Consider the following 19,293-nt stretch of genomic DNA (forward strand, 5'->3'; position numbering starts at 1 on the left):
CAGGTTGACTCCTGCCCATCGCGACACCAGATAAGACTGCCAAAGAGGGGAAGGCACGCTGCCGATCAACGGGGCCAACCTTCCTGCCAGATAAGGACAAACAGATGAGCCAGACCTCCTTCACCAGCTATCCGGTTCTGCCGCTGCGCGATATCGTGGTGTTTCCGCATATGATCGTGCCGCTTTTTGTGGGCCGCGAGAAATCCGTGCGCGCCCTCGAAGATGTGATGGCCGATGACAAACAAATTCTGCTCTCCAGCCAGATCGACCCTTCGGTTGATGACCCTGCGGCTGACGGCATCTATCCCGTGGGCGTGTTGGCCAATGTGCTGCAACTGCTGAAATTGCCCGATGGCACCGTAAAAGTGCTGGTCGAGGGTAAAACCCGCGTCAAAATCACCAAATTCGTCGAAAATGCAAATTTCTTTGAAGCGCAGGCCGAAGCCTTGACCGAGGTTTCTGGCGATCAAGACGCCTCTGACGCAATGGTGCGCGCGGTGGCAGATGAATTTGAACGCTATTCCAAGATCAAGAAAAACATCCCCGAAGAGGCGCTTTCGGCCGTCTCGGACACTCGCGAACCGGCGCGTTTGGCCGATCTGGTTGCAGGCCATCTGGGCGTTGATGTCGCGCTTAAGCAAGACCTGCTGGAAACCCTGAACGTGGCCGAACGGCTTGAAAAAGTCTACGGCCAGATGCAGGGCGAAATGTCGGTGCTTCAGGTCGAGAAAAAGATCAAAACCCGCGTCAAATCGCAGATGGAGCGCACTCAGCGCGAATATTATCTGAACGAACAGATGAAGGCGATCCAGAAAGAACTGGGCGACGGCGAAGATGGTCAGAATGAATTGGCCGAGCTTGAGGCGCGGATCAAGGCCACCAAACTTTCAAAAGAGGCGCGCGAAAAGGCCGATGCAGAGCTGAAAAAGCTGAAATCCATGAGCCCGATGAGCGCGGAAGCCACGGTTGTGCGCAACTATCTGGATTGGCTGCTGGGTGTGCCTTGGGGCGTATCAAGCCGGGTGAAAAAAGATCTAGGTGCCGCGCAAAAGGTGCTGGATGCAGATCACTATGGCCTTGAAAAGGTGAAAGAACGCATCGTCGAATATCTGGCGGTGCAGGCGCGATCGACCAAGCTTAAAGGCCCGATCCTGTGTCTTGTCGGCCCTCCGGGCGTTGGCAAAACCTCGCTTGGCCGCTCGGTTGCCAAGGCCACGGGGCGCGAGTTTATCCGCATCTCGCTGGGCGGGGTGCGCGACGAATCTGAAATCCGGGGCCACCGCCGCACCTATATCGGCTCGATGCCCGGGAAGATCATTCAGGCGCTGAAAAAGGCCAAAACCAACAATCCGCTGATCTTGTTGGATGAAATCGACAAGATGGGCCAAGATTTCCGTGGCGATCCGGCCAGCGCCATGCTCGAGGTTTTGGATCCTGAACAAAACTCGACCTTTGTCGACCACTACCTCGAGGTCGAATACGATCTGTCGAACGTGATGTTCATCACCACGGCGAATTCTTACAACATGCCCGGGCCTTTGCTTGACCGGATGGAGATCATCAGCCTGTCGGGCTATACCGAGGATGAAAAGCGCGAAATCGCCAAGGGCCATTTGGTGCCGAAACAAATCGCAGGCCATGCGCTGAAAAAGGGTGAATTCTCTGTCACCGATGGCGCTTTGACCGAAATGATCCGCACCTATACCCGCGAGGCGGGGGTGCGGAATCTGGAACGTGAGATCGCCAAACTGGCGCGCAAAGCGGTCACCCAAATTGTGAAGAAAACCGCGAAAGTGGTTGAAGTCACAGAAGATTCGCTTGAATCCTATTTGGGAGTGAAACGCTATCACTATGGGCTTGCCGAACAGACCGATCAGGTCGGCGTTGTGACCGGCCTTGCCTGGACCTCGGTCGGTGGTGATCTGTTGCAGATCGAAGCGCTGCGCCTGCCGGGCAAGGGGCGGATGAAGACCACCGGCAAATTGGGCGATGTGATGAAGGAATCCATCGATGCAGCGGCGTCATTCGTGCGCTCGATCAGCCCCGAGTTGGGGGTGAAACCGCCGAAGTTCGAGACGATGGACATCCACGTACACGTTCCCGAAGGCGCTACCCCCAAGGATGGCCCATCGGCTGGTCTGGCAATGGTGACGTCGATTGTTTCCGTTATAACCGGAATAGCGGTGCGCAAAGACATTGCCATGACCGGCGAGGTGACGCTGCGCGGCAATGCGCTGCCGATTGGCGGGCTGAAGGAAAAACTGCTGGCAGCCCTGCGCGGCGGCATCAAAACTGTGTTCATTCCACAAGAGAATGAAAAAGATCTGGCCGAGATTCCCGACAACGTCAAAGCCGGTTTGCAGATCATTCCGGTCAGCAATGTGCGCGAGGTGCTGCGTCAGGCCTTGGTGCGCCAGCCCGAGCCGATCGAATGGGACGAGGCTGCCGAAGAGGCTGCCGCCATCGCGCGCGCGGCCGCGGCACCACATTTGGCCAGCGCCACCGCGCATTGATTGCAGCAAATAGACGAATGGGGGCGTGTCCGCAGGGACGCGCCCCTTTTTCATTAACCATTTGGGTAATATTTCAGTTTATTTTTTGGAAACAATCGGCGATAACCTATCCCAAAGTATAAGCGCATCGGAGTAGCTTAAAATGGCGACCAAAGCCTCGACCAAACCCAGCCGCAAAGCCACAGCCTCGCTGTCGGTTGTGTCACCAGACCCCGATCTGGCCGCTGCCGACGTGGCAGAGGCGGCAAACCCAGATCAGCTGCGGATCAAAGATCTGCTTGATCGCGTGGCCGCTGCCACTGACCAGCCCAAAAATAAACTGCGCAGCGTTGTCGAGGCGACGCTGACCGAGCTTGGACGCGCGCTTGAAGCCGGGGAGGGGATTAATCTGCCGCAGCTGGGCAAAATCCGCATCGTCAACAGCCGCACCGAAGATCAGGGCACGATCATGACACTGAAACTGCGGCGGATGCAGGGAAAATCCGACAAGGCCTCGGGCGAGAATGAAGCCCTTGCAGAGGTCAGCGAAGACAGCTAAACAGCCGCCCAGTGGGAGATTAGCTCAGTGGTAGAGCGCTTCGTTCACATCGAAGATGTCAGGGGTTCAAATCCCTTATCTCCCACCAGTCCTGCAAAAACGCGTCCCTTCGGGGGCGCGTTTTGTTTTTTGCATTTCGATGATTTTTTCCCAAATGTGCGCTTGCATCGCGCCAATCCAGCCGCTAAACGCTGCCTCACGGGTTGTTAGCTCAGTTGGTAGAGCGTCTCGTTTACACCGAGAATGTCGGCGGTTCGAGCCCGTCACGACCCACCATTTCCTCCCCCTGCATCACCGCACAAAGACTCCGCGCAAATGCGCAGGGTCATCGGCCGCAGTTTGCCCTATACTGGACGCCAGTAACCGGAGGCTTTGCGATGAGTTGGAACCCACTGTTGGATGCGCAGGTGCCGCATGGCGCGCAGATTGATGCGATTGAGACCGTGATTATCCCGCGCGCGCGTGATCTGGGCGGGTTCGAGGTGCGCCGCGCGCTGCCCTCGACTCAGCGGCAGATGGTGGGACCGTTTATTTTCTTTGATCAGATGGGACCGGCAGAGTTTTTAACGGGGCAGGGCATTGATGTGCGCCCGCACCCGCATATTGGCCTGTCGACCGTCACCTATCTGATGCAGGGCGCGCTGCATCACCGCGATTCTTTGGGCACCGATGCCTGGATCACCCCGGGCGAGGTCAATCTGATGACCGCAGGCCACGGCATTACCCATTCCGAACGCACCGATGGCGCGGCGCGGCAGGCGCCGCTGACGATGTTTGGCCTGCAAACCTGGCTGGCCTCGAGCCTTGCCGATGAGGATGCGCCCGCAAGCTTTCACAACCGCCCGCAAAGCGCTTTGCCGCTGCTCGAGGCCGAGGGCAAAACCGTGCGGCTGATTCTGGGGGCGGCATGGGGGGCCTCGGTCGATTTGCCGCTTTCGACCGAGACCTTTTATGCCGATGCCACGCTTGCCCCGCACGCAAGCCTGCCGCTGCCCGACAATCACGAAGACCGCGGCGTCTATATTCTGTCGGGCGAGGTGTCGCAGGGCGGGCAAACCCATGCAGCGGGGGCGATGCTGGTGTTTCGCCCCTTGGACAATATCTCGGTCAAGGCAGGGCCGCAGGGCGCGCGGCTGATGCTGCTGGGCGGCGCCACGATGGAGGGGCCGCGCTATATCTGGTGGAACTTTGTGGCCTCTTCGCAAGACCGCTTGCAGGCCGCAAAAGAGGCTTGGCGCGCTGGCGATTGGGCGCATGGCCGCTTTAAATTGCCCCCAGAAGATGACGCCGAATTTATTCCCGCGCCAGATCGTTGAAAAACCGTCACGAAAGCCGCTTGACGCCGCAGAGGCGCTTGCGTAATACCCCTCCACACCCGAGCAATCGGGGGCAAAGCGGCGGTGGTAGCTCAGTTGGTTAGAGTACCGGCCTGTCACGCCGGGGGTCGCGGGTTCGAGCCCCGTCCACCGCGCCATTTGCATAAAAGGCCTCTGCGCAAGCAGAGGCCTTTTGCATTTCAAGCCTTTGATTCTATTCTGTCTTGCAGCCACGCGCGTCGTTTCGCGGCAAAACTTGCGGCGCTGAAATAACCGCGCCTTGCTGGACGATCTCTCTGCTTTTGGGCTTGACGCCCCCCAGCGCATCGCCTAATCAGCCAGCAATCGCGCGGTGGTAGCTCAGTTGGTTAGAGTACCGGCCTGTCACGCCGGGGGTCGCGGGTTCGAGCCCCGTCCACCGCGCCATTTGCAAAACGCCAGCCTTCGGGCTGGCTTTTGTGTTTCTGGGGGCTTGCGGCAAAACGCCCGTCAGATTCTGCGGATTTCCCATATGCAAGGTTTTGAATATGGTGTAACCCCAGACCAAACCGCAAAGGACTGCCATGGCCTATCTTGACCAAATCCCGCTGAACCTTCTGATTCTGGCCTGTCTGACGCTGGGGCTGGCACCGTTTTTCCCCGAGCCGCATATCTGGGAAAAGCTGAAGATGCTTGTCGCGGGCAATCTGGTGAAGCCCGTTGATATCTTTGATCTTTTGATGCACGCCGCCCCCTTTGTCTTGCTGGCGGCAAAACTGCTGCGGGCGGCGCTGCAAAAGGGCTAAAGCCGGATGCGATAGCGGATATGGCCATCGCTTGGCGCAAAGCTGTCATAAAGTTTGCGGGCGGTGGCGTTGTTTTCATCCGTGTGCCAGTAAAGCCTGTTCCAGCCCTTTGATTTCGCAAGGCTTTTCAGATCTTCAATCAGCGCGCGCCCCACGCCTTTGCCGCGCGCTTCGGCGGTCACAAACAGGTCTTCCAGATAGCAATCATCCCCCATTACCCAAGTCGAGCAATGGTGGTGATGAATGGCAAAGCCCAGCAGGGCCTCGCCGTCAAAGGCCAGCCGCACCGTCATCGGATGCGCGGGGTCGATCAGCCGCGCCCAAGTAAAGGCGGTGATCTCTTCGGGCAGATCGGTGGCGTAAAAGTCTAAAAACCCCTGCCACAGCCCGCGCCAAGCGGCCTGATCGCTGGCAACCGCGTCTCTGATTTGCAGGCTCATGACAGTTTCGCCAAAATACGCGCCCAAGACCGGATGCCTTTGTGGAAACACTCTAGATCGTATTTCTCATTCGGGCTGTGGATTTGATCGTCATCGCGGCCAAAGCCCATCAGCAGCGCATCCATGCCCAGATAGGTCTTGAAATAGCCCGCAATCGGGATCGAGCCGCCGCAGCCGACATAGGCCGCCGCACGCCCCCATTCCTCGGTCAGGCCAGCCCGCGCCATCTCGAAGGCCGGATCGTCAATCGCCATCACGCCTGCGGGCGAATTGCCGTGGTCTTTCCATTCAATGCGGCAATCGGCGGGCAGCTGCGCCTCGACCCAAGCGCGAAAGTGTTTGCGCAGGGCATCGGGGTCTTGATCGCCCACCAGCCGGAACGAGACTTTGGCATGCGCCTCGGCCGGCAGCACGGTTTTAAAGCCGTCGCCGGTATAGCCGCCCCAGATGCCATTGATCTCGGCGGTGGGGCGCGACCAGATCATCTCGAGCGGGGTGCGGTCTTGCTCGCCTGCCGGAACCGACAGGCCGACGCCTGCCAAAAACGCCGCGTGATCAAAGGCAAGGCTTTGCCATTGCTGGCGAATCGCATCCGGCAGCTCTGTCACCCCGTCATAGAAATGTGGGATGGTGATATGGCCCTGATCGTCGTGCATCTTGCCCAAAATCCGGGTCAGAACCCGGATGGGGTTTTGCGCAGCCCCGCCATACATGCCCGAATGCAGGTCTTTGTTGGCGGCATGGATGGTCATTTCCTCGCCCAAAAGACCGCGCAACATGGTGACGATCGCAGGGGCGGTATCGGCGAAAAGCCCGGTGTCACAGATCAGCGCAATATCGGCGCGCAGCTCGGCAGCATTGTCTTGCAAGAAAGGAATAAGGCTGGGCGAGCCGGATTCTTCTTCGCCTTCAAAAAAGATCGTCAGCTTGGCAGGAAGGCTGCCATTGACCGCTTTCCACGCGCGACACGCCTCGAGAAAGGTCATCAACTGGCCCTTGTCATCCGAGGCCCCCCGCGCGCGAATAACGCGGCCTTTGGCGGTGTCTTGGATTTCAGGATCAAAGGGGTCGCGATCCCAAAGCGACAGCGGATCAACGGGTTGCACGTCGTAATGGCCATAAAACAGCAGGTGTTTGTCGCCGCTGCCGCCATGGGCCACCACCATCGGATGGCCGGGGGTGGCGCGGGCCGAGGCGTCAAACCCCAGTTCTTGCAGCTCGGCCACCAGCCAATCGGCGGCACGCGCGCAGTCGGGCTTAAAGGCGGGGTCGGTGGAAATCGACGGAATGCGCAAAAGATCCAGCAATCGGTCCAGCGATTGCGGCAGGTCGGCATCAATACGGGCGAGGACAGCGTCAAGCGACATGAGGGGCTCCTTGGTCACGGCAAATTCAAGCCTAGGCGCGGGCGCGGGGACTGTCCAGCGCTGCGGGCTTGCGCTAAAAGGCAGAAAAACCGGAGGCTCTGATGCAAAAAACCTATCTTGCGGCGGTGTTTATGCTTTTGGCGGCACCCGCCTTGGCCCAAGACATCGCAACCGAGACGACCACGCTTGGGGCCAGCGCGATCACGCTGCATGTGCAGCCCTTCCTAGACGCGACCGAGCTTGCGACCCTGCGTTTGGTGGCCAGCAACAAAGACGCTTTGGCGCTGTTTGTGCCCAATTCCCAAGGCTTTGCGGCGATGGCCGCGGCCCCAGAGGAGGGCTTTATCAAAGACGGCGCGCCGGTGGCTTCGGCCAAAGCGCTGTCTGATCTGCCCGATGCGGCAGCGGCGGCAACTGCGGCGCTTGACGCTTGCAACAGTGCGCGCAGCACCACGTCGCCTTGCGTGCTTTTGCTGGAAATCGGCCCAAAAAACTAGGGGGTGGCAATTTGCCCTCTTTTTCTCAAGCCTTTGTTGATACACATCAAGGCAAGGTTCAGCCATCGCATTAGATCGCTGAAGAGGAACTGGAGACTGCTATGAATTATGATGCCGCTCTTGAGACTGCGATTGGCCATTTGCACAGCGAAGGCCGCTATCGCACCTTTATTGATATCGAGCGGCGTCAGGGCGCCTATCCGCATGCGATCTGGCGCAAACCCGATGGCAGCGAGGCCGATATCACGGTTTGGTGCGGCAATGACTATCTGGGCATGGGCCAGCACCCCGCGGTTCTGGCCGCGATGCACGAAGCACTAGAGGCCACGGGCGCAGGCTCGGGCGGCACCCGCAATATTTCCGGCACCACGGTTTATCACAAACGCCTTGAGGCTGAACTTGCCGATCTGCACCAAAAAGAAGCGGCGCTGATTTTCACCTCGGCCTATATCGCCAATGATGCCACGCTTTCGACGCTGCCCAAGCTGTTTCCGGGGCTGATCATCTATTCCGATGCGCTGAACCATGCCTCGATGATCGAAGGCGTGCGGCGCAATGGCGGGGCCAAGCGGATTTTCCGGCACAACGATTTGGCGCATCTGCGCGAATTGCTGGCGGCCGATGATCCGGCGACGCCTAAGCTGATTGCGTTTGAGTCGATCTATTCGATGGATGGCGATTTTGGCCCGATCAAAGGCATCTGCGATCTGGCCGATGAGTTCAACGCGCTGACCTATATCGACGAGGTGCATGCGGTGGGCATGTATGGCCCGCGCGGGGCAGGGGTGGCCGAGCGTGACGGGCTGATGGGGCGAATCGACATCATCAACGGCACCCTTGCCAAGGCCTATGGTGTGTTCGGTGGCTATATCGCGGCCAGCGCCAAGATGGTGGATGCGGTGCGCTCTTACGCTCCTGGTTTTATCTTCACCACCTCGCTTCCACCTGCGGTTGCAGCAGGCGCTGCGGCCTCGGTTCGGGTGCTGAAAACCGCGCAATATTTGCGCGACGAACAGCAGACCAATGCGAAAATCCTTAAGTTGCGGCTAAAGGGCATGGGCCTGCCGATCATCGACCATGGCTCACATATTGTGCCTGTGCATGTCGGAAACCCAATCCATTGTAAGCTTTTGTCCGATATGCTGCTGGAAGGCTTTGGCATCTATGTGCAGCCGATCAACTTTCCGACCGTGCCGCGCGGCACCGAACGGCTTCGGTTTACGCCCTCGCCGGTGCATGATTCACAGCAAATTGATCGACTTGTGAAGGCGATGGACGAGCTGTGGCAGCACTGTGCGCTGAATCGCGCCGAAATCTCGGCCTAAGCATGCTATCCATATGTAGAATCGCTTGCTCTGTGTTAATTTTCCGTCAATAGACAAAATCAGAAACGCTTTTTTGGTTGAGTAGGGGCAGCGGGCAATTATGGGGCGCATCGCATGATTGGGCGGAGAATTTCGGCTCCGGCACCCGAAGAGATGAAGCCTAAGGGCTTTGACGACTTCGAGCTGCGCTTGGGTGACCTGATGCGCGGTGAGCGCGCGACTTTGGGCAAAAGCCTGCTGGATATTCAGCGCGATCTCAAGATCAAAGCCACCTATATTGCGGCGATTGAAAACGCTGATGTCTCTGCGTTTGAAACCCCTGGGTTTATTGCGGGCTATGTGCGGTCTTATGCGCGCTATCTGGGTATGGACCCGGACGCGGCCTTTTCAAAGTTCTGCCATGAGGCTAAGTTTGAAGTGGCGCATGGCATGTCTGCGGCGGCCTCTTCGGCATCGCTGACCGCAATGCGGGCGCGGCAAACCTTGGAAGAGCGTGATCCGTTTGCGCAGGTAAATCCCGCCTTTATTCCGCCGCGGCAAAATCTGTTCTCTCGCCTCGAGCCCGGGGCAATTGGGTCTTTTGCGGTGCTGATCGCTTTGATCGGGGCTTTGGGCTATGGGGCTTGGTCGGTGCTGCAAGAGGTGCAGCGCGTGCAATTGGCGCCGGTCGATCAAGCACCGGTGGTGGTGGCCGAGATTGATCCGCTGGCCAATGTTACCCCTGCTGCACCGGCAGTGGCTGCGACGCCTTTGCAGCAGTTGGCGATGGATGCCAATGCGCCGGTTGCCGATCCCTTGGACCGGCTTTATCGCCCCGAGGCCTTGGCCGCTCCGGTGATGATCGCGCGCGACGGCCCGATCTCGGCAATCAATCCGCGGATGATGGGCACGCAGCTGGTCGAACTGGCCACCGCCGAAGCTGATACCAGCAGCAAACAAGCCATCGAGGATGCGGTGCAGGTGGTTGCGGCCGCCAAGCCGGGGGTCGAGCTTTTGGCGGTGCGCCCGTCTTGGGTACGGGTCTCGGCGGCGGATGGCACAGTGCTGTTTGAAAAGATCCTGAATGCGGGCGAACGTTATGCCGTGCCGCAGTTGCAAGAAGCGGCCTTGCTGCGGGCAGGCAATTCCGGCTCGATCTATTTCGTGGTTAACGGCCAAACCTTTGGTCCGGCCTCGCCTGGGGCGGCTGTGGTCAAGAACGTCGCCCTTTCGGCCGAGGCGCTGACCCAAACCTATGCCGCTGCCGATATTTCTGGCGACGCCGACTTGGCGCAATTCGTCAATGTCGCTGATGCAGCCGGTCTGACCCCGCCTGCTTCGGAATAACCGTAAGAGTTATGCTGCAAACAGCCTCGGACAGTTGCTCCGAGGCTTTTGCATGTCTATCTATAGGCAAAGCAGAAGGAGCCCGCCATGACCCATAACCCGATCCGCCCTTGGCGCAACATCGAGCGGCGCGTGTCGCGGCAGATCAAGGTGGGCAAAGTCTTGGTGGGCGGCGATGCGCCGATCTCGGTGCAGACCATGACCAACACCCTAACAACCGATATCGCGGCCACCATCGAACAGATCCAGCGCTGCGCTGTGGCGGGGGCTGACATTGTGCGGGTCTCGACACCGGATGAAGACAGCACCCGCGCGCTGCGCGAAATCGTGCGCGAATCGCCGGTGCCCATCGTGGCCGACATCCATTTCCACTACAAACGCGCCATCGAGGCCGCCGAGGCCGGTGCGGCCTGTCTGCGGATCAATCCGGGCAATATTGGCGATGCGCGCCGCGTGCGCGATGTGGTGCAAGCGGCCAAGGATCATGGCTGTTCAATCCGCATTGGCGTCAATGCGGGGTCGTTGGAAAAGCATCTGCTGGACAAATACGGCGAGCCTTGCCCCGATGCGATGGTCGAATCCGGCATGGATCATATTCGCCTGCTCGAAGATAACGACTTTCGCGACTATAAAATCTCGGTCAAGGCCTCGGATGTGTTTATGGCTGCGGCCGCCTATCAGCAATTGGCAGGGGCCACCGATGCGCCGATCCATCTGGGCATCACCGAAGCCGGTGGTCTGGTGTCAGGCACGGTCAAATCCGCCATCGGGCTGGGCAATCTGTTGTGGATGGGGATTGGCGACACCATTCGCGTCAGCCTGTCGGCCGATCCGGTCGAAGAGGTCAAGGTCGGCTTCGAGATCTTGAAATCGCTGGGGCTGCGGCATCGCGGTGTCACGATCATCTCTTGCCCGTCTTGCGCGCGGCAGGGGTTTGATGTGATCAAAACCGTCTCGGCACTTGAAGACCGGCTGGCCCATATCACCACCAGCCTAAGCCTGTCGATCATCGGCTGCGTGGTCAATGGCCCCGGCGAGGCTTTGATGACCGACATCGGCTTTACCGGCGGCGGCGCAGGCTCGGGCATGGTTTATTTGGCCGGCAAGCAAAGCCACAAGCTGAGCAACGAAGCAATGGTCGATCACATTGTCGAGCAGGTCGAGAAAAAGGCGGCCGAGCTAGAGGCCGCCAAGCCCGTGTGATCAGCCCTTTTTACGCTCGTCTGCCACGATCTGCTGCATGCCGTCCAAGGGCACATAGCCGCGCAACAGGCTGCCCTGAATAACAAAGGTCGGGGTGCCCGAGATCTGCATTTTGCTGCCAAGATCCTGATTTTTCGCGATCACCGCACTGACCTCATCCGAACCCATTTTGGCCACCACCTCGGCCCCGTCAAAGCCCAGATCGGCGGCGAGTTTGGTCAAAGTGGGCGCATCAGGTTTGCCGCGCAGGGTGATTAGCGCGTCATGCGCCTTTTTATAGGCCTCATTGCCATGAAGTTGCAGCACCGCGATGGCAAAGCGCGACGAGATCGTCGAATCTTCGCCCAAGATCGGATATTCTTTGAAAATCAAGCGGATGTTGCCATCGGCTTTCACCAGTTGTTCGACCTCTTCATAGGCCTTGCGGCAATAGCCGCAGCGGTAATCCATGAATTCAACCAGCGTGATGTCGCCGTCAGGATTGCCGCCGACCCAAGAATGGCTGTCGGCAAACAGATCGTCCTTATAGGTGACCAAAAGCTGCGCCTCATTGGCCGAGGCGGCTTGGTCTTGGCGGGCTTGCAGCTCGGTCATCACCTCGACCATGACTTCGGGGTTTTCGATCAGATAGCTGCGCACCTCGGCGCGAAAAGCGGCGCGTTCGGCATCGGTCATGTCGCCCAAACCGCCGGCAAGGGCGGGGGCGGCGATCAGGCAGGCAGAGGTCAGGAGGGCAGCAATCTGGGGCAAACGCATGGGCGGACCTTTGTCTGATGGCGGCGGGCAGGCTTGACCTTGCGCGCGGTGAGGGAACATACAGCCCTTAGCATAGGGGGTGTCGAATGCGAAGATCAAGCCGAGGCCAAGTGGATGCCTTTATTGTGATGGATATGGTGGCCGAGGCTGCAAAGCTGGAGGCCGAGGGGCGCCACATCATCCATATGGAGGTGGGTCAACCCGGCAGCGGTGCGCCTGCGGTGGCGGTCGAAGCGGTGACGGCGGCGATGCAGTCTGAAAGCCTTGGCTATACCATGGCGCTTGGCCTGCCAGAGCTGCGGCGCGGCATCGCGGATCTATATAAGCGCTGGTATGGCGTCGATCTGAACCCCGAGCGGGTGATTGTCACCTCGGGTTCGTCTGGCGCGTTTCTTTTGGCCTTTACCGCACTTTTTGAGGCCGGCGATCGGGTGGGGCTGGGCGAGCCGGGCTATCCGTCGTATCGCCAGATCTTGAAAGCGCTGTCGCTGGAGCCTGTGGGCATTGCGACCTCTGCCACCAACCGCTTGCAGCCGGTGCCTGCCGATCTGGAGGGGGTCGAGATGGCCGGGCTGATCGTCGCCTCGCCCGGCAATCCCTCGGGGACGATGCTGAGCAAAGCCGCTTTGGCCGATCTGATCAGCTATGCCCAAGCCCGCGACATCGCCTTTGTCTCGGATGAGATTTACCACGGGCTGCATTACGGCGCACGCGCGCATTCGGCGCTTGAGATCAGCGATGACGTCTATGTGATCAACAGCTTTTCGAAATATTTCAGCATGACCGGCTGGCGGGTGGGCTGGATGGTGGTGCCACAAGATCATCTGCGCACCGTCGAGCGTTTGGCGCAGAATATGTTCATCTGCGCGCCACATGTCGCCCAAATCGCGGCGCTGGCGGCCCTGCAGGCGGAACCAGAGCTGGAGGCCAATCGCGCGATCTATGCCGAAAACCGCCGCCTGATGCTGCAAGGCCTGCCCGAGGCGGGATTTGACAAAATTGCGCCGCCGGATGGGGCGTTTTATATTTATGCCGATGTCTCGGACCTGACAGAGGACAGTTTGGCCTTTGCGCGCGATATCTTGCATAAAGCAGGGGTGGCGGTGACGCCGGGGCTTGATTTCGACGCCAAACGCGGCGGGCAGACACTGCGGTTTTCCTATGCGCGGGCGACGGCAGATATTGTTGAGGGTTTGGCGCGGTTGAAGGCCTATTGCGGAAAGCGGTGATTTACTTTTCGCCTCCGGCGGGGATATTTAGACCAAGATGAAAGCAATTTTGAGCCTGTGTTTGATGATCTGGGCCTCGGCCTGTGGGGCGCAAGAGCTTTCGGCTTTGGCGCGTCTGGAGGCTGGGCGCTCGCAGATTGTCGATCGGGGGGCGGGGCTGGAGCTGGAGCTTATGCTGTCGCAGCCGGTGCCTTGGCGGGTCAGGGTTTTGGATGATCCGATGCGGCTGGTGCTGGATTTTCGCGAGGTGGATTGGGCGGGGTTGGCGCAGATGCCGGTGCGCTCGGAACAGATCGGCGCGCTGCGGGCGGGGGTGTTTCGGCCCGGATGGTCGCGCTTGGTAATTGAATTGACCCAGCCGATGTTGGTGGCGCGCGCGCAGATGCAGACGCAGGGCGGGCAAACACGGGTGGCGCTGCGCTTGGAGCCGAGCACGCCAGTGGCTTTTGCCGCCGAGGCGGCTTTGCCCGAGCCAAGTGCTTGGGCGCTGCCAAAGCCGGTGATTTTGCCGCAGCCCTTCGAGCGCGACGCGGGCCTTATCAAGGTTGTGCTGGATCCGGGGCATGGCGGGCTTGATCCAGGCGCCGAGCGGGATGGGCTGTCGGAGGCGGCTTTGGTGCTGCAATTTGCGCGCGATTTGAAGGAAGTGCTGCTGCGCGATGGCAGGTTTGCGGTGCAGATGACGCGCGACAGCGATATCTTTGTGCCTTTGGAGGAGCGGATTTCGATTGCGCGGGCGGCGGGGGCGGATGTGTTTTTGTCTTTGCATGCCGATGCGATTGCGCAGGGCGAGGCGGTGGGGGCTACGGTCTACCGCTTGGCTGCTGCGGCCAATGATGCAGCCTCGGCGACTTTGGCTGAGCGGCATGACCGCGATGATCTTTTGGCAGGTGTGGATTTGGCCCAGCAAGATGATCTGGTGGCCGAGGTCTTGTTGGATATGGCCCGCGCGCAGACCAGTCCGCGCACGGCGAAGTTGTCAGAGGCTTTGGTTGCGGCGATTGCGGCCAAAGGCTTGGCGATGCACCGTCACCCGCAGCAAGAGGCGAGCTTTTCGGTGTTGAAATCGGCCGATATTCCGTCGCTGCTGTTGGAGCTGGGGTTTTTATCCTCGCAAGCCGATCTTGCGCGGTTGCAAGACAGCGGCTGGCGTCAGACGATGGCAGAGGCGCTGCGCGCCGGGCTGCTGGCTTGGGCGAGCGACGATCTGGCGCGCCGCAGCCTGCCTTTGCGCTGAGGCATCGACATTTTGGCAGCGCTTTGCCGCTGTGGTGATCTTTGCGGCAAGGTGTTTTGACCTTTGGCCGCAGGCTTGTATATAAGCGCGAAGAAGTGCAGGGGTTTTGTCGCGTGATCAGATTTATTGGGTCCTTTTTAGGGGGCATCTTTACCACCATCACGCTGGGCCTGATGTTCGGCGCTCTGACGGTCGGTGCAATTTTTTGGATGTATTCGGCGGATTTGCCGAGCCACGAGAGCCTTGCCAAATATGCGCCCCCCACCATCAGCCGGATTTATTCGGGCGAGGGGCGGATCATTGACGAATTTGCGCAAGAGCGGCGGCTGTTCGTGCCGATTGAAGATGTGCCCGATCTGGTGAAAAACGCCTTTATCTCGGCGGAAGACAAGCATTTTTACACCCACAAGGGCTATGATGTCACCGGTATGATCGCGGCGGGGGTGGCTGCGATCAAATCGGGTGGGCGCAATGCGCGCGGGGCCTCGACCATCACCCAGCAGGTGATGAAGAACTTTTTGCTGGATGGCAGCCGTTCGGTCGAGCGTAAGGTTAAGGAAATTATCCTGGCCAGCCGGTTGGAGCAGACGCTTTCCAAGGATAAAATCCTTGAACTTTACCTGAATGAGATCTTTCTGGGCCAGAATTCCTATGGGGTGGCCGCCGCGGCGCAGACCTATTTCAACAAGACGCTGGATCAGCTGACGCCCGCAGAGGCCGCCACGCTTGCCTCGATGCCGAAAGCGCCTTCGGATTATAACCCCGTGTCGCAGAAGAAACGCCTGACCGATCGGCGCAATTATGTTTTGAACGAGATGTATCAAAACGGCTTTATCGACGCGGCGATGCTGCAAATCTCGCTGAATGATCCGTTGAAATCGGTGCAGAACGGCGATTATCCGGCGTTTAGGCAGTCTTTGCCGCCGCGGGGCTATTTCACCGATGAGATTCGCCGCCAGCTTTCTGGCACCTTTGGCGAGCGCGAATTCTTTGGCGGCGGGCTGTCGATCCGCGCCACGGTGGACCCCGAGTTGCAATCTATTGCCCAGTTGGCGCTGCGGCGCGGGCTAGAAAAATACGACCGCGCGCAGGGCGTTTGGCGCGGCACCGGTAAGGTGATCGCGACCGATGTTTTGGGCGATGAGGCGGCTTGGCGTAAGGCGCTGTCCGAGACCCGCGATCTGCCGCGCGATGTCGAGGGCTGGCATGTTGGTGTGGTGCTGAAGCTTGGCAAAAGTGATGCGGTGATTGGGGTCGAGGATGGCCCCAAGGATGCGGTGGTGCCGGCCGAGGATGTGACTTGGGCCCGCAAGCGGCTGGAGGCGGGCAAGCTGGGGCCAAAGGCCAAGACCGCAGCCGATCTTCTGGCGGTGGGCGATGTGGTCTTGCTGCGCGAATTGACCGACGACAAAACCGGCGCTGTGCTGCGCTGGTCGCTGCGCCAAGTGCCCGAGGTGCAGGGCGGGTTCATGGCGATGGATGTCAACACCGGCCGTGTGCTGTCGATGCAGGGCGGCTTTAGCTATCAGGCTTCGGTGTTTAACCGCGCCACCCAAGCCACGCGGCAGCCAGGGTCGTCGTTCAAACCCTTTGTCTATGCAGCAGCGCTTGATTCTGGCTTTAGCCCTGCCACCATTGTCGTCGATGCGCCGATCGAGATTGAAACGCCGCAGGGGCTGTGGACGCCAAAGAATTCGTCAAACAAATTCTATGGTCCGACGCCAATGCGCACCGGCATCGAGCAATCGCGCAACCTGATGACCATTCGGATCGCGCAAGATATCGGCATGGATGTGGTGGCAAGTTATGCCGAGAAATTCGGGGCCTATGACAGCTTGCAGCAGGTTCTGGCCAATGCTTTGGGCGCGCAGGAAACCACGCTTTACAAGATGGTCGCCGCCTATGCGATGTTCGCCAATGGTGGCGAGAGGGTGGAACCTACGCTGGTGGACAGGGTGCAAGACCGCTTTGGCAAGACGATATATCGCCACGATCAGCGCAGCTGCACCGATTGCAACTCACCACGGCTGCCGCAGGGGCAGGGGGTGAATATTACCTCCAACCGCGAGCGTGTGATGGATGCGATCACCGCCTATCAGCTGACCTCGATGATGCAGGGGGTCATTCAGCGCGGCTCGGGCACGGGGGTCAAGCTGCCGGTGCCGGTGGCGGGCAAGACCGGCACCACCAATGACGCCAAGGATGTGTGGTTTATTGGCTATACTTCGAACACGGTTGCAGGCTGCTATATGGGGTTTGACCAACCGCGCACGTTGGGGCCGGGGGCTTATGGCGGCACGCTTTGTGTGCCGATCTTTCAGGAATTCATGAAAGAGGTGGTCAAGCGGCGCGGCGGCACGGCGTTCAAGGTGCCAGCGGGGGGCTATTTCCAAAACATCGACCGCTATAGCGGTGCGCCTTTGGCGGCGGATGCCAGCGGTGAAAATGTGGTGGCCGAATACTTCCGCGAGGGCGAAGACCCGATGCTGGCCTTTGGCAATATCGTCGATGGCGGCTTTACCATGGGCGCGAACCTGCCGCTGTTTGCCCAAGGCGAGGTGGATCGTGGCGACGGTGTCGATACGGTTGTCACCTCGGATGGCACCAGCAAGGCGGTGCCCAAGAAGGCTGATTTTGGCACACTTTCCTCTGGCGGGCTTTACTGACGCCTGCCGCTTGCCGCGCGCGGGACAAGCCTGTATCACGCGGCCAAACTCTCGTTCCTGAAGGACGCACCCTATGCGCGCCGAAACGCAAAACAATGTCGATGCCATCACCAAATCGCTGAAGCTTTTGGCGCAGCGGATGGATCTGGAAACCGCAGGCCACCGGCTTGAGGAATTCGACGCCATGATCGAAAATCCCGATCTGTGGAACGATCCCGCGCGGGCGCAAAAGCTGATGCGCGAACGCCAAGGCCTGCTTGAGCAGATTTCGACCTATAAGCTGATCGACACCGGCTTGCGCGACAATGTCGAGCTGATCGAGCTGGGCGAGTTAGAGGGCGACGCCGAAATCATCACCGAGGCTGAAAAGTCGCTGAAAGCCTTGGTGGAATTGGCGGGCAACAAAGAACTTGAGGCTTTGCTGGATGGCGAGGCCGATGGCAATGACACCTTCCTTGAAATCAACGCCGGTGCGGGGGGGACCGAATCTTGTGATTGGGCCTCGATCCTTGCGCGGATGTATGTGCGTTGGGCCGAGAAAAAGGGCTATAAGGTCGAGCTGCAATCGGAAACCGATGGCGACGAGGCGGGCATCCGCTCTGCCGCCTATAAGATTTCGGGCAAGAACGCCTATGGCTGGCTTAAGTCGGAAAGTGGCGTTCATCGGCTTGTGCGGATCTCGCCCTTTGATTCGGCGGCGCGGCGGCATACCTCGTTCAGCTCGGTCTGGGTCTATCCGGTGGTGGATGACAATATCGAGATCGACATCCCCGACCGCGATATCCGCATTGATACCTATCGCTCGTCGGGTGCTGGCGGGCAGCACGTTAACACCACCGACTCGGCGGTGCGGATCACCCACTTGCCGACCAATATCGTGGTGACCTCTTCGATGAAATCGCAGCACCAGAACCGCGAAGCCTGTATGATCGCGCTGAAGGCGCGGCTTTATCAGGTGGAACTGGACAAGCGCAACGCAGCGATCAACGCTCAGCACGAAAACAAGGGCGATGCGGGCTGGGGCAACCAGATCCGGTCTTATGTCTTGCAGCCCTATCAGATGGTGAAAGACCTGCGCACCGGCGAGGAAACCTCGGACACGGCAGGCGTGCTCGATGGCAATATCGACCGCTTTATGGCTGCAACCCTGGCCATGGGCGTCGCGGGCAAGTCGCGCGAAGAAGCCAATGCTGATGACTAAAGCCATATTCTAAATACATCTTTCAAAATCGCCCCCTGCGCGCTTAGGCTAAAGCAAAGCGGAGGCGACGATGACAGAAAAACAGGCCGACCGGCCAGAGGTCTTGCATGTCGAGACCAGTGACTTGCGCGCGGCCCTTGCCGCCGGTTGGTCCGATTTCACCAAAGCGCCGCTTTATGGGCTGTTCTTTGCCGGTGTCTATGTCTTGGGCGGTTGGCTGTTGTACGGCGCCTTTACCACCAAGGGCGCGCTGTGGTGGACGCTGCCGGCCAGTGCGGGCTTTCCGATCTTGGGGCCCTTTGTCGCCTGCGGTCTTTACGAGGTCTCGCGCCGGATCGAGGCGGGCGAGCGTTTGGACTGGCGCGGTGTGCTGGGGGCGATCTTTCGGCAAAAGGATCGACAGATCCCGTCGATGGCCGCGGTGATCGTGGTGTTCTTTTTGTTCTGGAACTTTCTGGCGCATATGATCTTTGCGCTGTTTCTGGGCAATGCGGTGATGACCAATATCTCGAATTCCCTCACGGTCTTTGCCACGCCTGCGGGGTTAAGCATGCTGGTGGTGGGCACGGCGGTGGGGGCTATTTTTTCAACATTGCTGTTTTCGCTGACGGTGGTCAGCCTGCCAATGCTATTGGCGCGCGAAGTCGATTTTGTCACCGCGATGCTGACCTCTTTTGCGGTGGTGCGCGAAAGCCCTTTGGTGATGCTGGGCTGGGGCGCGCTGATTGCTGCGGCCAGTTTTGCTGCGATGCTGCCGGGGTTTCTGGGGCTGTTTGTGGTGCTGCCGCTGTTTGGCCATGCCTCGTGGCACCTGTATCGGCGCGCGATTGCTTGGGATCAGCCATAACAAAAGGCGCAAAGGTTGCCCCTTGCGCCTGTCTTGCAGCTGCTGGT

General features: G+C 59.3%; 16 protein-coding genes and 4 tRNA genes. 17 read left to right on the plus strand and 3 right to left on the minus strand.

Annotated elements, in window-relative coordinates; all coding sequences use genetic code 11:
- Positions 1–104: 104 nt before the first annotated feature.
- From lon to V7Q10_RS01735, 8 genes are all read left to right on the plus strand, one after another.
- The gene (gene lon / locus V7Q10_RS01700) at positions 105–2,513 is read left to right on the plus strand and encodes an endopeptidase La (protein ID WP_333867303.1); all 2,409 of its coding nucleotides are present in this window, start codon (positions 105–107) and stop codon (positions 2,511–2,513) included.
- Positions 2,514–2,655: 142 nt separating this feature from the next.
- Entirely contained in the window at positions 2,656–3,051 is a 396-nt protein-coding gene (locus V7Q10_RS01705; protein WP_333867304.1) for an HU family DNA-binding protein, read from the plus strand.
- Positions 3,052–3,064: 13 nt separating this feature from the next.
- A tRNA-Val gene (locus V7Q10_RS01710) sits at positions 3,065–3,139 on the plus strand.
- 112 nt (positions 3,140–3,251) lie between these two features.
- A tRNA-Val gene (locus V7Q10_RS01715) sits at positions 3,252–3,327 on the plus strand.
- Between the two features lie 101 nt (positions 3,328–3,428).
- Positions 3,429–4,367, plus strand: coding sequence for a pirin family protein (locus V7Q10_RS01720; protein WP_333867305.1), 939 nt, complete (start codon positions 3,429–3,431; stop codon positions 4,365–4,367).
- Between the two features lie 81 nt (positions 4,368–4,448).
- Positions 4,449–4,525 (plus strand) — tRNA-Asp (locus V7Q10_RS01725).
- A gap of 191 nt (positions 4,526–4,716) precedes the next feature.
- Positions 4,717–4,793 (plus strand) — tRNA-Asp (locus V7Q10_RS01730).
- 137 nt (positions 4,794–4,930) lie between these two features.
- Complete coding sequence (locus tag V7Q10_RS01735; protein WP_333867306.1) at positions 4,931–5,152, plus strand: RND transporter; 222 nt, start codon at positions 4,931–4,933, stop codon at positions 5,150–5,152.
- Here the strand turns inward: V7Q10_RS01735 and V7Q10_RS01740 are convergent.
- Together V7Q10_RS01740 and V7Q10_RS01745 are read right to left on the minus strand one after the other, a co-directional pair.
- The gene (locus V7Q10_RS01740; RefSeq protein WP_333867307.1) at positions 5,149–5,592 is read right to left on the minus strand and encodes a GNAT family N-acetyltransferase; all 444 of its coding nucleotides are present in this window, start codon (positions 5,590–5,592) and stop codon (positions 5,149–5,151) included. The genes V7Q10_RS01735 and V7Q10_RS01740 overlap by 4 nt on opposite strands.
- Positions 5,589–6,959, minus strand: coding sequence for a M20/M25/M40 family metallo-hydrolase (locus V7Q10_RS01745; RefSeq protein WP_333867308.1), 1,371 nt, complete (start codon positions 6,957–6,959; stop codon positions 5,589–5,591). Before V7Q10_RS01745 ends, V7Q10_RS01740 begins: the two co-directional genes overlap by 4 nt.
- A gap of 101 nt (positions 6,960–7,060) precedes the next feature.
- On the opposite strand from V7Q10_RS01745, the gene V7Q10_RS01750 reads away from it, so the two are divergent.
- The 4 genes from V7Q10_RS01750 to ispG all read left to right on the plus strand — a co-directional run bounded on the left by V7Q10_RS01750 (position 7,061) and on the right by ispG (position 11,310).
- Positions 7,061–7,456: a hypothetical protein gene (locus tag V7Q10_RS01750; RefSeq protein ID WP_333867309.1), complete on the plus strand. Its 396-nt coding sequence runs from the start codon at positions 7,061–7,063 to the stop codon at positions 7,454–7,456.
- A gap of 101 nt (positions 7,457–7,557) precedes the next feature.
- Positions 7,558–8,781, plus strand: coding sequence for a 5-aminolevulinate synthase (gene hemA, locus V7Q10_RS01755; RefSeq protein ID WP_333867310.1), 1,224 nt, complete (start codon positions 7,558–7,560; stop codon positions 8,779–8,781).
- A 114-nt stretch (positions 8,782–8,895) separates the two neighbouring features.
- A complete protein-coding gene (locus tag V7Q10_RS01760) occupies positions 8,896–10,107 on the plus strand; it encodes a helix-turn-helix domain-containing protein (RefSeq protein ID WP_333867311.1) in 1,212 nt (403 codons plus the stop codon).
- Positions 10,108–10,194: 87 nt separating this feature from the next.
- The gene (ispG, locus tag V7Q10_RS01765) at positions 10,195–11,310 is read left to right on the plus strand and encodes a flavodoxin-dependent (E)-4-hydroxy-3-methylbut-2-enyl-diphosphate synthase (protein ID WP_333867312.1); all 1,116 of its coding nucleotides are present in this window, start codon (positions 10,195–10,197) and stop codon (positions 11,308–11,310) included.
- On the opposite strand, the gene V7Q10_RS01770 is transcribed toward ispG, so the two are convergent.
- Positions 11,311–12,066, minus strand: coding sequence for a DsbA family protein (locus V7Q10_RS01770; protein WP_333867313.1), 756 nt, complete (start codon positions 12,064–12,066; stop codon positions 11,311–11,313).
- Positions 12,067–12,152: 86 nt separating this feature from the next.
- Here V7Q10_RS01770 and V7Q10_RS01775 point away from each other — a divergent pair, with 86 nt between their 5' ends.
- From V7Q10_RS01775 to V7Q10_RS01795, 5 genes are all read left to right on the plus strand, one after another.
- Positions 12,153–13,295 carry a pyridoxal phosphate-dependent aminotransferase gene (locus V7Q10_RS01775; RefSeq protein ID WP_333867314.1) on the plus strand — a complete coding sequence of 381 codons (1,143 nt, stop codon included), beginning with the start codon at positions 12,153–12,155 and terminating at the stop codon, positions 13,293–13,295.
- Positions 13,296–13,332: 37 nt separating this feature from the next.
- Positions 13,333–14,532 carry an N-acetylmuramoyl-L-alanine amidase gene (locus V7Q10_RS01780; RefSeq protein WP_333867315.1) on the plus strand — a complete coding sequence of 400 codons (1,200 nt, stop codon included), beginning with the start codon at positions 13,333–13,335 and terminating at the stop codon, positions 14,530–14,532.
- Positions 14,533–14,645: 113 nt separating this feature from the next.
- On the plus strand, positions 14,646–17,198 hold the full coding sequence (locus V7Q10_RS01785) for a penicillin-binding protein 1A (RefSeq protein WP_333867316.1): 2,553 nt from the start codon (positions 14,646–14,648) through the stop codon (positions 17,196–17,198).
- 73 nt (positions 17,199–17,271) lie between these two features.
- On the plus strand, positions 17,272–18,399 hold the full coding sequence (gene prfB / locus V7Q10_RS01790; protein WP_333867317.1) for a peptide chain release factor 2: 1,128 nt from the start codon (positions 17,272–17,274) through the stop codon (positions 18,397–18,399).
- 70 nt (positions 18,400–18,469) lie between these two features.
- Positions 18,470–19,246 carry a DUF2189 domain-containing protein gene (locus tag V7Q10_RS01795; RefSeq protein WP_333867318.1) on the plus strand — a complete coding sequence of 259 codons (777 nt, stop codon included), beginning with the start codon at positions 18,470–18,472 and terminating at the stop codon, positions 19,244–19,246.
- Positions 19,247–19,293 lie beyond the last annotated feature (47 nt).

Source organism: Cypionkella sp., assembly GCF_036782355.1.
Classification (GTDB): Bacteria; Pseudomonadota; Alphaproteobacteria; order Rhodobacterales; family Rhodobacteraceae; genus Cypionkella.

Excerpts from the sequence above, each read along its gene's own strand:
- lon (WP_333867303.1), top strand. The coding sequence starts at position 105 with ATGAGCCAGACCTCCTTCACCAGCTATCCGGTTCTGCCGCTGCGCGAT.
- V7Q10_RS01705 (WP_333867304.1), top strand. The coding sequence starts at position 2,656 with ATGGCGACCAAAGCCTCGACCAAACCCAGCCGCAAAGCCACAGCCTCG.
- V7Q10_RS01720 (WP_333867305.1), top strand. The coding sequence starts at position 3,429 with ATGAGTTGGAACCCACTGTTGGATGCGCAGGTGCCGCATGGCGCGCAG.
- V7Q10_RS01735 (WP_333867306.1), top strand. The coding sequence starts at position 4,931 with ATGGCCTATCTTGACCAAATCCCGCTGAACCTTCTGATTCTGGCCTGT.
- V7Q10_RS01740 (WP_333867307.1), bottom strand. The coding sequence starts at position 5,592 with ATGAGCCTGCAAATCAGAGACGCGGTTGCCAGCGATCAGGCCGCTTGG.
- V7Q10_RS01745 (WP_333867308.1), bottom strand. The coding sequence starts at position 6,959 with ATGTCGCTTGACGCTGTCCTCGCCCGTATTGATGCCGACCTGCCGCAA.
- V7Q10_RS01750 (WP_333867309.1), top strand. The coding sequence starts at position 7,061 with ATGCAAAAAACCTATCTTGCGGCGGTGTTTATGCTTTTGGCGGCACCC.
- hemA (WP_333867310.1), top strand. The coding sequence starts at position 7,558 with ATGAATTATGATGCCGCTCTTGAGACTGCGATTGGCCATTTGCACAGC.
- V7Q10_RS01760 (WP_333867311.1), top strand. The coding sequence starts at position 8,896 with ATGATTGGGCGGAGAATTTCGGCTCCGGCACCCGAAGAGATGAAGCCT.
- ispG (WP_333867312.1), top strand. The coding sequence starts at position 10,195 with ATGACCCATAACCCGATCCGCCCTTGGCGCAACATCGAGCGGCGCGTG.
- V7Q10_RS01770 (WP_333867313.1), bottom strand. The coding sequence starts at position 12,066 with ATGCGTTTGCCCCAGATTGCTGCCCTCCTGACCTCTGCCTGCCTGATC.
- V7Q10_RS01775 (WP_333867314.1), top strand. The coding sequence starts at position 12,153 with ATGCGAAGATCAAGCCGAGGCCAAGTGGATGCCTTTATTGTGATGGAT.
- V7Q10_RS01780 (WP_333867315.1), top strand. The coding sequence starts at position 13,333 with ATGAAAGCAATTTTGAGCCTGTGTTTGATGATCTGGGCCTCGGCCTGT.
- prfB (WP_333867317.1), top strand. The coding sequence starts at position 17,272 with ATGCGCGCCGAAACGCAAAACAATGTCGATGCCATCACCAAATCGCTG.
- V7Q10_RS01795 (WP_333867318.1), top strand. The coding sequence starts at position 18,470 with ATGACAGAAAAACAGGCCGACCGGCCAGAGGTCTTGCATGTCGAGACC.